Consider the following 15,200-nt stretch of genomic DNA (forward strand, 5'->3'; position numbering starts at 1 on the left):
GCAGAAAGAGAGCTAAAAAAACCTTGAGACAACTTGTGGTTTTGGACGGTCGTCTATCTGTTGAGCGCGGCGAAATAGGCCTTTTCGATTTCGGCGGCCATCACATCGGCGCCGAATCGCGCCTTGAGGCTGGCGGTATCGGGCATGACGCGCCGGTAGGCGTCGAGATCGCGCAGCGCTTCACCCATCTTGTCGCCGAGTTGGCGCGGATCGGGACGGATCAGGGCAGGGGATCCCTCACCGAAGATTTCGGGAATGCCGCCGACGGCCGTGGCGATCATCGGCCTGCCGGCCGCCAGCGTCTCCAGCACGATATAGGGCATGGCTTCCGCGCGGGAGGGGACGACGACCAGATCGGCCAGCGAAAATGCCTCCCTGGCCGGCATCGGCGGCAAGAAGCGGACCTGTTTTCCGAGTCCCAGCCGTTTCACCTGCGCATGGTAGCGCGGCAGGTCGTCGCCATCGCCGACCATGACCGCGGTCAAGCGGCGCTCAAGCTGGGACCCGGCCAGCACCAGCGCGTCGATGAAAATGTCAGGCCCTTTGAGGTCGCGCATCATGCCGATGTAGAGCAGGTCGGCCGCGTCGGGCTGTGCGACCACCGGTTCGAACTCGGCGGCGCGCAGGCCGTTATAGACCAGCGTGTTCGGGATAGGCGGTTCACCGACCTTCCTGCGATAGGTGCGCCGCTCATAGTCGGAGACGAACAGCAGGCAGTCGGTGAAGCGCGCCATGAAGCGCTCGAGCGCGAAGAACAGCTTCCCGGTCGTCGTCGTTTCATCATAGTGGAGGGAGCCGCCATGCGGCGAATAGAGGCGGGCTACGCGAGACCTAGATACCCGCAGCAATGAACCGAACAGACGGGCATAGGCGCCACCTTTGGCGCCATGTCCGTGCAACACGTCCGGCTGCAATTCCTTGATGATCCTGTAAGTGCGCCAGGCCGAGGCGAAGTCGCCCGGCCCGACATGGCGCTGCATCGGCGTGCGATGGATGCCGAGCGCCAGGCTGTCCTTCATCTGGTCGAACAGGCGTTCCTCGTATTCGCCGCCGGTGGTCGAATCGCAGACGATGCCGACAACATGTCCGGCGGCGAGCTGGGCCTCCGTCAGGTCGCGCACATGCCGGAAGATCCCGCCGACGGGTGAGCGAAAGCAGTGGACGATCCTGAGCTGGTCCGCCACGTTGATGTCAGAACAGGCGTTCGCGAACGTAGACCGTGTCGCCCGGCAGCAGCGGATCGGAGGTAACCACCCGGCCTGTCATCACCTTGCCGTTAATGTCGCGGGTGATGTCGACGCTTTCCTGGTTGGCGCGCGGCGAGAAACCGCCGGCAATCGCGATGGCCTTCTGCACGGTGAGGCCCGGCACGTAGGAATACTGGCCGGCGGCGCCCACTTCGCCCATGACGAAGATCGGCCGGTAGCGATCGATCTCGACCGACACGTCGGGGTCGCGCAGATAGCCTTGGCGCAGTTTGTCGGCGAGCGCTTTTTCCAGCTGCTGGGCCGTGTGGCCGCGCGCCGGCACCGCGCCGACCAGCGGGAAGGACATGTAGCCGGACTGATCGACACTGTAGGTGTTGGTCAGACCGTCCTGTTCGAACACGGTGACGCGGACACGGTCGCCGGCGCCGAGCCGATAGGGCTGGTCGAGTACCTCGTGGAAGGCCGCCGGCGTCGGCCGGTAGCTGGAGCAGCCGGCGAGGATCGACACGGCCAGCAGAGCGCGAAACAGACCAGCAGCGCTTTTCATGATCGGACACACACCTTCGTCGCTATGGCCGCCAGGACACGGCGGCAAACCTTAAGGATCTGGGTTCGTTATCATCCTGTTAGGGTTAATGGCCGGTAAAGGGACGCGGCCGATTTGGCGGCAATCGACAAAAAGCCGTATAGTTTTGCTGGCTTTGTTTACCGGATGTCAGCAAACCCTAACAGCTGCTTACCGCGATCTTAACGGCTGAGTTACCATAGTTGTTTACGCTACCATCTAGCCTCATGTTCCGGAGCAGGAATGCATGTCCGACCAGTCCGCGGCCGCAGATGTCGATGTCGACCTGAGACAGCTCTTCGCCAGCCTGGCGCGGAACTGGCTGCGCATTCTTGTGATCACGCTTCTCGTCACTGGTCTCGCCTTCGCGTTCGCGTGGCTTGCCACGCCGCATTACAAGGCGACGACGCAGCTGAAAATCCAGTTGAGCGAATCGGCCTATACGCGGCCTGCCGGTACCAATGAAGACGACAAACCTGTGCTCGATGCGGAAGGTGTAGCAACCGAGGTTCAGGTCATTTCCTCGTCCGACATTCTCAATAAGGTGGCTGGCAATCTGCATCTGGGCGACAAGCCCGAGTTCAACGATGCGCTCGGCATGTCGCCGGCAGCCCGACTTCTTGTCATTGCCGGACTGAAAAGTGATCCGGCAGAGATTCCGCTCGAAGAGCGCGTGCTGACTAAAATGCGCGACAAGCTAAACGTCTATGGCGTGGAGAAGACGCGTGCCATCGCCGTCGAATTTTCCTCGGAAGATCCCCAGCTTGCCGCTGACATTCCGAACGCCATCGCCAAGGCCTACCTGGCCTATCAGGCGGACGCCAAGACCACGTCGAACGCCGCCGCGACCGCCTTCCTCGGGCCGGAGATCGAGGAGCTGCAGAAGCAGGTCAGGGATGCAGAGGCCAAGGTCGCGGCCTTCCGCTCCGCTCAGTCGGACCTGTTGATGGCTGGCAACAATTCGGTGCTGGCGACACAGCAATTGTCCGAGCTGTCGAGCGAGCTGTCGCGTGTGCGCGCCAGCCGCGCTTCGGCCGAGGCAACGGCCGAAAGGGTGCGCCAGGCTTTGCAGAATGGCGGTTCGCTGGACGCTGTACCCGAAGTGCTGTCGTCCGATCTGATCCAGCGGCTGCGTGAGCGTCAGATCGAGCTCAGGACCAACATTGCCGATCTTTCCACCACTTTGCTCGACAACCATCCGCGCCTGCGGGCGATGAGGTCGCAGCTTGCCGATCTCGACGGCCAGATCCGCAACGAAGCGCAAAAAATCATGCGCGGGTTGCTGACGCAGGCGCAGACCGCCCAGGCGCGCGAAAACCAGCTGATATCGGACGTCAACAAGCTGAAAGCGGCGTCGTCGCGGGCCGGCGAGGAGCAGGTCCAGCTGGATGCGCTGCAGCGCGAGGCGAACGTCCGGCGCCAGCAGCTTGAATCCTATATGGCGAGCTTCCGCGAAGTGTCCTCGCGCAAAAACTATCTGCCGGTCGATGCCAGCGTGTTTTCCGAGGCGCGCGTGCCGTCGGAACCCTATTTCCCCAAGCTCGTGCCGATCGTCGGCGCCGCCTTAGTCGGCTCGCTGCTGCTGATGTCGGTCATCACGCTGCTGCAGGAGCTGTTTTCCGGCCGCGCCATGCGTCCGGCCCCAGGGGCGCGCTTCGAGCGTATCGAGCAGGTTGCGATGCCGGCAATGTCGGCGCCGGTCGTCCACCCGGAACCGGCTCCTGAGGTCGTGGAAGTGGACGATCAGCCGACGACCGTGGAGTCTGAACTGGTGCCAGAGCCCGAGCCGGCTCCTTCAGTGCTGGAAGGAGCAGCGGCTGCCGGTTCCGAACCGCAAGCCGAACCTGTCCGCTCCAGCCTTGGCGAGATCGATGTCGAGAAGGCGGCGGAAAAGCTGATCGCCAGCGGTGCTGCGCGCGCCATCTTCGTGTCGCCCGAAGGCGATGAGGCGGCTGCATCGGCAGTGCTGGTAGCGCGCGAAGTCTCCGACGCTGGCCTGCGCGTGCTGCTGCTCGATCTCACGGCGTCAGGTGCCGCCTCGCGGCCGATGCTGGACAGCGGACTTTTCCCCGGCATCACCAATCTGCTGGCTTCGGAAGCGCAGTTCAGCGACGTCATCCACGCCGACCTCTATTCGGACTGCCATGTCGTTCCCGTCGGCACCGCCGATCCGGTTCGCGCCATGCGCGCCGCCGACCGGCTGCCGATCATCATGCAGTCGCTGACCACCGCCTATGATCTGGTCATCGTCGAATGCGGACCGGCCGATGCGCAAGGCATCAGCCGACTGGTCGGCGACAGCACCGAGGTCTTCATGTCCATGCTGCAGGCGGACGATGAGGTGGCGCAGGCCGCCGTCGAGCTGATCGAAAGCGGCTATCCCGACCTCACTCTGGTGACGCCGATCGGCCACGAGACGCCGGGTAACCCCGTGCCGGGACGACGTAGCGCCGCCTGAGACATCAGACAATTCGACTTAGGCGGCGCTACTACGGATCGGCTCGTCCATCGCCCGCCGGCTCCCGAAAAACCAAGCCTGTCAGTCGGCGCCGGGATCTACCCCAACTCCAGGGTCGTCACGCCAAATATTCGGCGCGAGTCGACCTTCGGAGGCGGGCCCTTGTACATGCGCGTGGTGGTGAAGGTCGGCCTGAAACCAATTGCTGAAAGCGCCGTGGTGAAATCGAAATTTTCGGCAGGAACGTCGATATGCAGGTCGCCACCTTCGCATGCGGCAGCCAGACTGCCCATGAGCTGCATCGCCGTCTCGGTGTCGTCGGCAAACAGCGGGCCGATCTTGTAACCCGAACGGCAGGGACGAGCCACGGCGTAGCCTATGGTGCCGAGTGAACTGATCGCGGCGAACCCGCAATGCGGCGGCTGCGCCCAGCGGTGCAGGAAGGCTCGTCGAGGCGCGGGGAAACAGCGGGCGTCATAGACGATGATGTCGGGCACGAGTTGCGTGGTTATCATGCGCACCCCTTCGCTTCGGACGGGCGGGGTCGCGATACGGCCGCTGAAGCGGATGGTTTCGTACGCCGAGCTGAATCCCGTGCGGCGATAATTCGCCAGCTGCGCGGCGACCCCGTCGAGGCCGACCGTTCGGCCGGCCAGCCTGGCCATGCCCGCATTCCAGACTGCTTTGCCATGGCCTTTGCCGCGCATGTCTGGTCGGCAGATGTAGAGACCGATGAAACCGAAGTTGCCGCCATAGGCGACAGCCGAGATGGCGGCGGTCATCTCGTTGTCGACAAAAGCGCCGATGAACCCTTCAGGATCGGTTGGCCGGAACGCGGCGGCATCATCAAGGCCAGGGTTCCAGCCTTCAGCCGCCGCCCAGTCGATGAGAACGGTCACTTCCGGCGGAGACAATGCGCGGACGGTAGGCTTCATAGCGTTCACTCCGCGGCGACCACCCCCGGCGAGAAGGATTTCAGCACGCCGCGATAGGGCTTGGCCAGCGGACTGGCATAGGAGCCGCGCTTCGAGGTCGACAGGCCCAATGCGATCAGCGCCTCGGCCTGTTTGAGGGCGGCGCCGACGCCGTCGATGACGGGCAGGTCGAACTCTTGCTGCAGCCGGTGTGCCAGGTCGGCCATGCCGGCGCAGCCGAGCACGATGGCCTCGGCGCGGTCTTCCGCTATGGCGCGGGCGATCTCGGCGCGCAGTTTCTCGACAGCGCCGGAAGCAGCGTCTTCAAGCGAGAGTACGGGAATGTCGGCGGCGCGCACGCGGGCACGCCCGGCCATGCCGTAGCGCTGCACCAGCCCCTCGACAGGGACACGCGAGCGTTCGGTGGTCGTCACCACTGTGAAGCGCTGGGCAATGTAGGAGGCGACACTGAGAGCGGCCTCGCAGATGCCGATGACCGGAATGGAGGCCATGGCGCGTGCCGCATCCAGGCCGGTATCGTCGAAGCAGGCGATGATGGCGGCCTGAGCCCCGGCACGTTCGCCGGCGGCGATCTCCATCAAAAGGCCGGGCACGGCCAATGCCTCGTCATAATAGCCCTCGATCGAGGCAGGACCCATCGAGGAGGTGACCGCGATCACCTCGGTCCCGGCGCCGGCAACGGCGCGCGCCGCCGCCGCGATCGTCTCGGTCATGCTCGCCGTCGTGTTGGGGTTCACCACCAGTATCTGCACGATCAAACCCTGGCCCGCCTGCGGCCGACATAGAGGATGGCGCCCAGTGTGGCCAGGATCACCAGGAAGGAGAACACGGTGGTCACCGTGCCCAGCGCATAGAGCACCGGCGTCGTGACATTGGTGGTCATGCCGTAGATCTCGAGCGGCAGCGTGTTGAAGGTGCCCGACGTCATCAGCGTGCGGGCGAACTCGTCATAGGACAGCGTGAAGCCGAACAGGCCGACGCCGATCAGGCTCGGCGCGATCATCGGCAGCACGACATGGGCGAAGGTCTGCCAGGAGTTGGCGCCCAGGTCACGCGCTGCTTCCTCATAGGCGGGCGAGAAGCGGTTGAAGACGGCGAACATGATGAGCACGCCGAAGGGCAAGGTCCAGGTCAGGTGCGCGCCGAAGGCCGATGTGTACCAGGCCGGGCGGAAGCCGACCTGCTGGAAGACGACGCCGATGCCGAGCGAAATGATGATCGAGGGTACGACGAGGCTGGCGACCGCCAGGTAGAACAAAGCGGTGGCGCCACGAAATTTTTGCCGGAAAGCGAGCCCTGCCAGCAGCGACACGACGACGGTGACGATCATCACCATGAGGCCGAGCACGAGCGAGCGCTTGAAGCTGCCGCCGAAATCGCCGACCGCCTGGCGCTCGAACAGATTGGCGAACCAGTGCAGCGACACGCCATTGAGCGGGAAGGTGAGGCCGCCGGTCTCGCCTTGGAAAGAAAGGATCAGGATCGCCGACAGCGGGCCGTAGAGGAACAGCACGAACAGAGTGAAGAAGACCGCAAGCACATAGAATTCGAGGGTGCGTTTTTCGTGGCTCACCTCAAAGCTCCTTGCGGATGTCGACGATGCGCAGGATGCCCGCGACCATCAACAGTACCAACACCAGCAACACTACGGCATTGGCGGCGGCTGCGGGATACTGCAGCAGCGACATCTGGTTCTTCATCATCAGTGCGACCGACGCGCTCTGGCCGCCCGACATCACCTGCACAGTGGAGAAATCGGCCATCACCAGCGTGACGACGAAGATGGTGCCGATCGCCATGCCGGGCTTGGCCAGCGGGATGACGACGTTCCACAAGACCTGCCAGCCGGACGCGCCGGCATCGCGCGCGGCCTCGACCAGCGAGCGGTCGATGCGCATCAACGTGTTGAAGATCGGCGTTACCATGAACAGCGTGTAGAGATGCACCATGGCCAGCACCACGGCGAATTCCGAATAGAGCAGCCATTCGATGGGTTTTGGCACCAGCCCCAATTGCACCAGCGTCGAGTTGATCAACCCGTTGCGGCCAAGCACCGGGATCCACGAGATCATGCGGATGATGTTGGAGGTCAGGAACGGCACCGTGCAGACAAGGAACAGCACCATCTGCATGGCGGTGGTGCGGATATGGAAGGCGAGGAAATAGGCGACCCAGAAGCCGATGAACAAGGTCAGAGCCCAGACGATGGCAGCGAATTTGATGGTGTTGAGATAGGTCTTCCAGGTGACCCATGATCCCAGCACGTCGGAATAGTTCGTCGTCAGGAAATCCGGATACATGGCGGCGAAGTCATAATCCCAGAAGGAGACGACGACGATCATGATGATTGGCAAGAGCAGGAACGCACCGAGGATGAGCGCCAGCGGCGCCGATTGCAAATAGGGCGTGACGGCGCCAAGGGAGACGCGGCGGCGTCTGGCGGGCTTGGCTGCTGCGATGGCGGGGCGTTCGAGCGCGACTGTCATTGGGAAAATCCTCCGCGTGATCGCGATGACTTGCGATCCTTCGCGCCCCCCTCTGTCCTGCCGGACATCTCCCCCACGAGCGGGGAGATCGAACTCTCATAACGGCCTTCGCCAAACTCCAACGTTGCTAACGAAGAGCCGGCCATGACGCTGCCAATCTCCCCCCAAGTGGGGGAGATGTCCGGCAGGACAGAGGGGGGCGCGAAGGATCGCAACATCACAGTGAACGCGTCCGCTCTACGCCGCGATGAATTCGTTCCAGCGCTTCACCATGTAGCGGTCCTCGTCCATGACCGAGTTCCAGCAGGCGACCTTGCCCATACGCTCTTCGAACGAGCCGCCGTCGCGCACGGCGCCGGCCTTTTCCATGACGGTGCCGTCCGGCGCCTTGATCTCGCCCTTGGCCGGCTTGCCTTCGATCCAGTAGCCCCATTCGTCCTCGGACATGAACTTCTTGGCCGAGACCATATTGGCGGAATAGTAGCCCTGGCGGTTGAGATAGCCGCCGACCCAGCCCGACGTATACCAGTTGATGTATTCGTAGGCGGCGTCGAGCTCGGCGCCCTTGAGATGGGCGGCAAGGCCAAGGCCGCCGCCCCATGAGCGATAGCCCTCCTTGAGCGGCTGGAAGCGGCATGCGATGCCTTTGGAGCGCACGGCAGCGACGGCCGGCGACCACATAGACTGGATGACCACTTCGCCCGATGCCATCAGGTTGACGCTCTCGTCGAACGACTTCCAGAAGGCGCGGAACTGGCCGGCCTGCTTGGCCTTGATGAGGAAGTCGATCGTCTTGTCGATCTCTTCCTTGGTCATGTTGCCCTTGTCGGCATATTTGATGTTGCCTGTGGCCTCCATGATCATGGCCGCATCCATGATACCGATGGACGGGATGTTAAGGATCGCGGTCTTGCCCTTGAAGGCCGGATCCATGATGTCGGCCCAGGTGGTGATGTCGCGGCCGACGAGGTCGGGCCGGATGCCTAGCGTATCGGCGTTGTAGATCGTCGGCACCATGGTGAACCACTTGGTCGGCGCCTTGGCGAAGGTCTTTGAGTCCTGCGCTTCGACATAGCCGACCGTGTGCGGCGCGGTGCCCTGGGCAATGATGCTGTCGGGCGTCAGCTTGCCGGTTTTGAACAACGGCACCAGCTCGTCGTAGTATTTCAGCTTACTGACATCCATCGGCTGCAGCACGCCGCTCGGGAACACCTTCTTGCAGATCCAGTATTCGATGTCGGCGATGTCATAGCTGTCGGGCTGGGTCACGGCGCGCTGGGCGGCCGCGTCCGAATCGGTCGCCGTCATTTCCAGCGTGATGCCGAGGTCGGCCTTGCACTTGTCGGCGATCGCGTTCAGGTTCGACACGCCGGTGCCGAACTGGCGCAGCGTGATGTTGGACTGCGCCCAGATGGTCGGGAAGCCTGTAATGGCGCCCGAGCCTGCGGCGAGGCCGACGGCGGCCGCACCTGTCTTGAGCAACGAACGTCGCGAAATTCCGGTCTTTGTTTCTACTGTTTTTGTCATTCCTATTCCCCTGTTTTGTTTTGCTTCGTTGAATTCATGAATGAAGGCGGCCGAGGACGATGGCGTCCTCGGAATCCCAGGCGAGCGGTACGGCGCCGCCAAGGGCGACGGGTTTGGCGAAGAAGTCGGAATCGTCGATGATAACGGTGAAATCGTCGATGCCGCCGCCGGTGACCGACAGCTTCACCGTGGCGCCGCGATATTCGATGTTGGAGACGATGCCGGTGAAGCCGAGGCCGGGAGAGGGTGCTTCGCCGATGCGCACATGGTCGGTGCGGATGGCGATGTCGATCGGCGTGCCCACCTCCTGGCCCGCCTCCCGGCCTTGCCCGCGGGCGGCGAGCGAGGCGCCACCATTGACGTCGAAGACGACCATGCCGTCGCGCGCGCCGGTAACCCGGCCGGAGATGACATTGTGGTCACCCATGAAGCGCGCGACGAAGGCGGTGGCCGGCCTTTCGAACACATCTCGCGGCGGCGCCGCCTGTTCGATGCGGCCGTCATTCATCACCACGATCAGGTCCGCCAAGGCCATGGCCTCTTCCTGGCTGTGGGTGACGTGGACGAAAGTGATGCCAAGCGAGGTCTGCAATTTCTTCAGCTCGGCGCGCATGCGTATCTTCAGGAACGGGTCGAGTGCCGACAGCGGCTCGTCGAGCAGCAGCGCCTCGGGATCGGTGATCAGAGCGCGGGCGAGTGCAACACGCTGCTGCTGGCCGCCGGAAAGCTGCGCCGGCCGGCGCGTCGCATAGGCCTCCATCTGCATCAGCTTGAGCATGTCGAGCGCCTTGGCACGGCGCTGCTCCTTGTCGACGCCCTTCATCTTCAGGCTGAAGGCGACATTGTCGACAAGGTCGAGATGCGGAAACAGCGCATAGGACTGGAACATCATCGCCGTGCCACGCTTTGCCGGCGGCAAGTCGGTGACGACGATGTTGCCGAGGCGGACATCGCCCGACGAAATGCTTTCGTGGCCGGCGATCATGCGCAGCGTCGAGGTCTTGCCGCAGCCGGAGGGGCCAAGCAGGCAGCAATAGGTGCCTGCCGGTATCTTCAGGCTGATGGCCTCGACGGCAGTCGTCGTTCCGTACACTTTCGAAACGGAGACGATGTCGATCTCGGCGGCTTTGGACATTCAGGCTTCCCCGTTTGGTCGCGTCAACCAATGCATTATGCGTGCCAATCGGCGAGATTCGGCCCAAACGTTTGAATCGACAGCGAAATCGGGGTTCTTGCCCACTGCCAAGCCGGTAGGCTATCTTGTGCATTGCACAAATTATGGGCGATTGTGCGCGATCTGCACAAGAATCGTATGCAATCTTTTTTGGCTTCGTGTCCACTTTGCCTCTCGTGCGCAGGCGACGAGTCGCGCTAGAAGAGGCTGGGAACCATCATCGCCATGAACATTGCCGATCAGATCCATTCCGCCGACAGCGCCAACCAGGATCGCGCCCAGGCGATTCGCGACAATCTGCGGGACGCCATCGTCGACCGTCGGCTGACGCCCGGCACCAAGCTGTCGGAAGGCGAGGTCGGCACGCTGTTCGACGTCTCGCGCACCGTCGCGCGCGCGGCGCTGCAGATGCTGTCCTTCGAGGGGCTGGTGCGTACCGAGCGCAACCGTGGCGCCTTCGTCGCCAACCCTTCGCCCGAGGAAGCGCGCCAGGTGTTCGCATCGCGCCGGCTGATCGAGCCGGGCATAGCCATTGCCGCCTGTGGGCGGGTCACAGCCACCGATATCGCTGCGTTCCGCGCGCAGCTCGACGAGGAAGGCCGCTTCATCGCCGAGCGCGGCCCAACCGCCCGGCGCTCCGAAATCAAGGCGTCGGGCGATTTTCATCTGCTGCTCGCCTCCGTCGCCGGCAATGCCATCCTGCAGCGCTTCATGGAGGAGCTGGTGGCGCGTTCGTCGCTGGTCATCGCCCTTTACGGACGATCCGGCGTGTCGGCCTGCGGACACAGTGAGCACACGGAAATGGTCGGCGCGCTGGAAAGCGGCGATTGCGGGTTGGTGAGCCGGCTGATGCTGCACCATATCGACCACATCGAGGCGGATCTCGACCTGCGGGTCAGGGCCGGCCCGGCGCTCCGCGAAGCGCTGAATTTCTGAACGCTAGTTTTCGTCGTCCGTGGGAGCGGGCGCTGCCTGTCCGGCGGCCTTGCGGCGCAGCATCTTGGTCAGCTTCCAGACCGTCGGGTTGTTCTTGATGAAGGCTTTCGCCCGTGCGCCCTGCCGCAGCGCCGACGCCAGGGCGCGTCCCTTCAGCGTCAGGGGCGCCAGCACCTCGAAGTGCTGGGTCTCGATATCGCACCAGAGCCGCTTGTAGGGCTCGTCGCCGACCGAGAAATCATAGACATCGAAGCCTGTTTGGCAGGCTTCCTCGATGATGTCGAAGAAAAGGAAATCGCCGGGGCTGGTGTGGCCGAGATCGTCCTCGGCGATGGCGCCGAATTCGCAGATCAGGCGTTTGCCCGAGCGGCTCGAGCCGGTGATTGCGCGCAGCTTGCCGGCCACTTCGAGCCCATGCAGCACAAAGGCCGGTTTCTCCTCGGCCAGCGCGCTGGCGAAGAGGGCACGGAAGAAAGCCCGCACCTCCGGCTCGCCGAAGACATTGGCGATGCCCATCTTGGCGAAGCGGAACTCCTTCATCTCGAAAAAAGCGTCGAGCAGCCGGTTCACGTCTTCGGGTGTCTGCGCCTCGATGCGGCGATGAACGCCGACCGCCTCGAACTTGCGTGTCTGCGAACGGTGCTTCTTGCGCTTGCGCTTGCCGCCCACACGCGACAGCAGCGCATCGAAACCACCGTCGAGATTGACGGCGAGCGACAGGTTTGGGCTCGGAAAGTTGGAGAACGCCGCCAGCGGATTGGCAAAGCCATCGAGGTCGGGCAGAAGCCTTTCCAAGGCAACGAGATCGATGTCGGGACGCGCCTTGCCGATCGCCGTCACCAGCCTGCGGATCCCCCCGGCATCGGCCTTTGCCAGCCATGCCGGATCGGCGGCGGCGAAATTGCCGTTGGCATGGCGCCCGCCCATGAAGCGGGCGACGCGGAATGGACCAGTTCGCGTGATTTCCAGTGCCAGTGCAAAGACCGGCCTGTCCTCGATTGTCAGCGTGGCAATGACGGCATCGGGATTGGCCTGCGCCGTCCAGGCACGAACCCAGGCCGCGCTTTGCGCCGGCGCAAACAGCGCCGAACGGCAGAATTCGCCGTAAGAGGCGAGCGCGGCAGCATCTGCGATCGACACCGACAGACTGGTCTGGTCGGCAGCCGGCGTGCGCGCAGACGCCTTGCTTGCGGCGAGCCGATTGCCGTCAAATGACGCGGTGGCGTCAACCATACCTCAATCCTTAAGGCGTATTCGTCGCGATCAGGAGTTCGCGTCGGCGCGTTCCGTGCTTGGATCGAGCCTAGGCGCAAAAGGTGAATGAATGATCGACGGTGGTGAGGCAGTTCGGAAACTGGCGCTTAATATCGCCCGCTTTACCGGCCTTGCACCGCTGGCCAAGCCGTTTGTCGGCGGCATTGGCGCCATCCTCATGTTGCATCGGGTCACCGCCACGCCGGAGAAGCCGGACGGCGTTAACCGCCACCTCAACATCGCCCCGCGATTCCTCGACGCTCTCGTCGCCGACATGAAGGCGAGGGGCTATGCCTTCGTCACCCTCGACGAGGCGATCGAGCGCATCAAGGCCGGCGGCAAGGACGGCCAGTTCGCCACCATCACCGCCGACGACGCTTATCGCGACAACATGACCGAAGCGCTGCCAGTGCTGGAAAAGCACGACGCGCCGATCACCATCTATGTCGCGCCGGGTCTGATCGACGGCAGCGCCGATTTATGGTGGGACGTGGTCGAGGATATCGTCAACGCGCGGGAGCGTTTGACGCTGGCGACGCCGAAGGGGCCGGTGACCATAGACTGCTCGACCCACGGCAAGAAACTCCACGCCAATGCGCGTCTGCATGCCTATCTGACGCTCGAGGTGCGCGAGGAGGATCAGCGCGCCGTGCTGCGCGATCTGGCGCACTCGAACGGCATCGACCTCGATGGCTTGCGCCCAAGCACGCTGATGACTTGGGACGATATCCGCGCCGTGGCCGGGCACAGGCTGGTGACGATCGGCGCGCATACGGTCAACCACCGCAACCTGAAGCGGCTCGACGAAGCCGATGCGCGCCATGAAATCGTCGACGTCAGGCGCCAGCTGCAGGCGCAGCTCGGCGAAGACCCACGTCATCTCGCTTACCCCTATGGTTACGCCAGCGCTGTCGGCTGCCGCGAAGTGGGCTTTGCCCGCGACGCCGGCTACGCCTCGGCGGTGACCACTCGCCACGGCGTGCTGCACGCCGAGCACGCCGGCTTCCTGCACGCGCTGCCGCGCATTTCGATCAACGGCCGCTACCAGAGCGTCGCCCATATCCGCACCATGTTGTCGGGCTTAACGACGCCGCTGGCCAATGCCGGCAAAATGGTGGTCACCATCTAACCTGGGGCGGGCTCTTCAGCCTTTCGGCGGCGGCTCCAGGATCAGCCATTTGATGATGCCCATCGCAGGCAGCACCCAGAACAGGCCGCTGAACAGGAAGAACAGGAAGTGCACCAGCGGGCTGGATTGCGACAGCTGCGCGACCGCTATGATCGACGCGACCAGCGCATAGATGATGACCAGCGCCACCAGCAGGAAAGTTCCGATCAGCTTTTTCAGGCGGATGGGCATGAGCGTTCTCGTTGATCGCCTCCGCTTAGGCCCAACCGCGCGCCTGTGCAACCCGGGAGATGCGGCGCGACGGCGTGCCGCGCCGTCCGGTCTTGTCAGCCGGGTTGCGATGGTTCACCAATCCGCCACGTCAACCTGCCGGGACCAACCATGGCCGCCATATCAGCCGCCGCGCCTTACATTGACCGCGATCGAGACTTGAAAAATCGGGCGCTGGTGCGCGGCTGGCTGTATGTCGTGCTTCTGGTGCTGTTTGCGCTGGTGCTGGTCGGCGGCGCCACCAGGCTGACCAATTCCGGCCTGTCGATCACCGAGTGGAAGCCGATCCACGGCGTGATACCGCCGCTCAACGACGCCGAGTGGCAGGAGGAATTCCAGCTCTATCAGAAGATTCCGCAATATGCCGAGCTCAACAAGGGCATGAGCCTCGATGCCTTCAAGTCGATCTTCTGGTGGGAGTGGGCGCACCGTATCCTGGCGCGCAGTGTCGGCCTGGTCTTCGGCCTGCCGTTGCTGGTCTTGTGGGCGACGCGCCGCATCGAGCGCGGCCTTGGGCCAAAGCTGGTCGGTATTCTGCTGCTTGGTGGCCTGCAAGGCGCCATCGGCTGGTGGATGGTGGCCTCCGGCCTGGTCGACCGCGTCTCCGTCAGCCAGTACCGGCTGGCCACGCATTTGACGCTTGCCGCCCTGATCTTCACTGCCACCATGGTGGTCGCGCGCGGGCTGGCGCCGCATTCGGAGCCTGCCGCCGACCGGCCGACACAAAGGCTGGCCGGCTTCATCGTGCTGCTGGTGCTGGTCCAGATCTATCTCGGCGGCCTGGTCGCAGGGCTCGACGCCGGCCTGAGCTACAACACCTGGCCGCTGATGGACGGCAAGGTGATCCCGTCAGATTTGCTTCTGCTCGAGCCGGCCTGGCGCAATTTCTTCGAGAACCCGAAGACGGTGCAGTTCGTCCACCGGCTCGGCGCCTATACGGTCTTTGCCATCGCGCTCTGGCATATGATAGCGACGCGCCGGCGGCTGCCGGGCACGACACACGCACGCCGCGCAACGCTGCTGTTTCTGCTGGTGCTGGTGCAGGCCTCGATCGGCATCGGCACGCTGCTGATGCAGGTGCCGCTGCACATGGCGCTGACCCATCAGGCCTTCGCGCTTGTCCTGCTGGGATTTGCCGCCGCCCACTGGCGCGGCAACAAGGGCGCCTATCCACTGCCAACGCGGCCGCCCATGAACGCAGGTACATCGTCTACGGTGTCTTGGCCGTCGCAATAATCTATTTCGCGAACGAACTGCC

Annotated in this window: 14 protein-coding genes; 4 read left to right on the plus strand and 10 right to left on the minus strand. The window is 63.6% G+C overall.

The window, feature by feature from the left end:
• Positions 1-53: 53 nt before the first annotated feature.
• Together NLY36_RS30075 and NLY36_RS30080 are read right to left on the minus strand one after the other, a co-directional pair.
• The gene (locus NLY36_RS30075; RefSeq protein ID WP_023693282.1) at positions 54-1,184 is read right to left on the minus strand and encodes a glycosyltransferase; all 1,131 of its coding nucleotides are present in this window, start codon (positions 1,182-1,184) and stop codon (positions 54-56) included.
• Between the two features lie 7 nt (positions 1,185-1,191).
• Entirely contained in the window at positions 1,192-1,755 is a 564-nt protein-coding gene (locus tag NLY36_RS30080) for a polysaccharide biosynthesis/export family protein (RefSeq protein ID WP_023682330.1), read from the minus strand.
• A 265-nt stretch (positions 1,756-2,020) separates the two neighbouring features.
• On the opposite strand from NLY36_RS30080, the gene NLY36_RS30085 reads away from it, so the two are divergent.
• Positions 2,021-4,231: a GumC family protein gene (locus NLY36_RS30085; protein WP_023697431.1), complete on the plus strand. Its 2,211-nt coding sequence runs from the start codon at positions 2,021-2,023 to the stop codon at positions 4,229-4,231.
• A gap of 98 nt (positions 4,232-4,329) precedes the next feature.
• Here the strand turns inward: NLY36_RS30085 and NLY36_RS30090 are convergent, their stop codons facing one another.
• The 6 genes from NLY36_RS30090 to NLY36_RS30115 all read right to left on the minus strand — a co-directional run bounded on the left by NLY36_RS30090 (position 4,330) and on the right by NLY36_RS30115 (position 10,314).
• On the minus strand, positions 4,330-5,166 hold the full coding sequence (locus tag NLY36_RS30090; protein WP_023693284.1) for a GNAT family N-acetyltransferase: 837 nt from the start codon (positions 5,164-5,166) through the stop codon (positions 4,330-4,332).
• A gap of 5 nt (positions 5,167-5,171) precedes the next feature.
• Positions 5,172-5,918, minus strand: coding sequence for an aspartate/glutamate racemase family protein (locus tag NLY36_RS30095; protein ID WP_023697430.1), 747 nt, complete (start codon positions 5,916-5,918; stop codon positions 5,172-5,174).
• 2 nt (positions 5,919-5,920) lie between these two features.
• The gene (locus NLY36_RS30100; RefSeq protein ID WP_023669394.1) at positions 5,921-6,739 is read right to left on the minus strand and encodes an ABC transporter permease; all 819 of its coding nucleotides are present in this window, start codon (positions 6,737-6,739) and stop codon (positions 5,921-5,923) included.
• Between the two features lies 1 nt (position 6,740).
• Entirely contained in the window at positions 6,741-7,652 is a 912-nt protein-coding gene (locus NLY36_RS30105; protein ID WP_023697429.1) for an ABC transporter permease, read from the minus strand.
• A gap of 237 nt (positions 7,653-7,889) precedes the next feature.
• A complete protein-coding gene (locus tag NLY36_RS30110; RefSeq protein ID WP_023689479.1) occupies positions 7,890-9,179 on the minus strand; it encodes an ABC transporter substrate-binding protein in 1,290 nt (429 codons plus the stop codon).
• Between the two features lie 34 nt (positions 9,180-9,213).
• The gene (locus NLY36_RS30115) at positions 9,214-10,314 is read right to left on the minus strand and encodes an ABC transporter ATP-binding protein (RefSeq protein WP_023697428.1); all 1,101 of its coding nucleotides are present in this window, start codon (positions 10,312-10,314) and stop codon (positions 9,214-9,216) included.
• A gap of 264 nt (positions 10,315-10,578) precedes the next feature.
• Here NLY36_RS30115 and NLY36_RS30120 point away from each other — a divergent pair, with 264 nt between their 5' ends.
• Complete coding sequence (locus tag NLY36_RS30120) at positions 10,579-11,289, plus strand: GntR family transcriptional regulator (protein WP_023669398.1); 711 nt, start codon at positions 10,579-10,581, stop codon at positions 11,287-11,289.
• A gap of 3 nt (positions 11,290-11,292) precedes the next feature.
• Here NLY36_RS30120 and NLY36_RS30125 read toward each other — a convergent pair whose 3' ends face one another.
• Positions 11,293-12,522: a GNAT family N-acetyltransferase gene (locus tag NLY36_RS30125; protein ID WP_023736492.1), complete on the minus strand. Its 1,230-nt coding sequence runs from the start codon at positions 12,520-12,522 to the stop codon at positions 11,293-11,295.
• Positions 12,523-12,613: 91 nt separating this feature from the next.
• Between NLY36_RS30125 and NLY36_RS30130 the strand changes: the two genes are divergently transcribed.
• A complete protein-coding gene (locus tag NLY36_RS30130; protein ID WP_023736493.1) occupies positions 12,614-13,672 on the plus strand; it encodes a polysaccharide deacetylase family protein in 1,059 nt (352 codons plus the stop codon).
• Positions 13,673-13,687: 15 nt separating this feature from the next.
• On the opposite strand, the gene NLY36_RS30135 is transcribed toward NLY36_RS30130, so the two are convergent.
• The gene (locus NLY36_RS30135) at positions 13,688-13,903 is read right to left on the minus strand and encodes a DUF2842 domain-containing protein (protein WP_023669401.1); all 216 of its coding nucleotides are present in this window, start codon (positions 13,901-13,903) and stop codon (positions 13,688-13,690) included.
• A gap of 150 nt (positions 13,904-14,053) precedes the next feature.
• On the opposite strand from NLY36_RS30135, the gene NLY36_RS30140 reads away from it, so the two are divergent.
• Positions 14,054-15,178 carry a COX15/CtaA family protein gene (locus tag NLY36_RS30140; RefSeq protein ID WP_023736494.1) on the plus strand — a complete coding sequence of 375 codons (1,125 nt, stop codon included), beginning with the start codon at positions 14,054-14,056 and terminating at the stop codon, positions 15,176-15,178.
• Positions 15,179-15,200 lie beyond the last annotated feature (22 nt).

The sequence above is a fragment of the Mesorhizobium sp. C399B genome (genome assembly GCF_030323185.1).
Taxonomy (GTDB): Bacteria; Pseudomonadota; Alphaproteobacteria; order Rhizobiales; family Rhizobiaceae; genus Mesorhizobium.

Bases quoted from the DNA above. Each gene is read 5' to 3' on its own strand.
- NLY36_RS30080 (WP_023682330.1), bottom strand. From the start codon at position 1,755: ATGAAAAGCGCTGCTGGTCTGTTTCGCGCTCTGCTGGCCGTGTCGATC.
- NLY36_RS30085 (WP_023697431.1), top strand. From the start codon at position 2,021: ATGTCCGACCAGTCCGCGGCCGCAGATGTCGATGTCGACCTGAGACAG.
- NLY36_RS30090 (WP_023693284.1), bottom strand. From the start codon at position 5,166: ATGAAGCCTACCGTCCGCGCATTGTCTCCGCCGGAAGTGACCGTTCTC.
- NLY36_RS30105 (WP_023697429.1), bottom strand. From the start codon at position 7,652: ATGACAGTCGCGCTCGAACGCCCCGCCATCGCAGCAGCCAAGCCCGCC.
- NLY36_RS30110 (WP_023689479.1), bottom strand. From the start codon at position 9,179: ATGACAAAAACAGTAGAAACAAAGACCGGAATTTCGCGACGTTCGTTG.
- NLY36_RS30115 (WP_023697428.1), bottom strand. From the start codon at position 10,314: ATGTCCAAAGCCGCCGAGATCGACATCGTCTCCGTTTCGAAAGTGTAC.
- NLY36_RS30120 (WP_023669398.1), top strand. From the start codon at position 10,579: ATGAACATTGCCGATCAGATCCATTCCGCCGACAGCGCCAACCAGGAT.
- NLY36_RS30125 (WP_023736492.1), bottom strand. From the start codon at position 12,522: ATGGTTGACGCCACCGCGTCATTTGACGGCAATCGGCTCGCCGCAAGC.
- NLY36_RS30130 (WP_023736493.1), top strand. From the start codon at position 12,614: ATGATCGACGGTGGTGAGGCAGTTCGGAAACTGGCGCTTAATATCGCC.
- NLY36_RS30135 (WP_023669401.1), bottom strand. From the start codon at position 13,903: ATGCCCATCCGCCTGAAAAAGCTGATCGGAACTTTCCTGCTGGTGGCG.
- NLY36_RS30140 (WP_023736494.1), top strand. From the start codon at position 14,054: ATGGCCGCCATATCAGCCGCCGCGCCTTACATTGACCGCGATCGAGAC.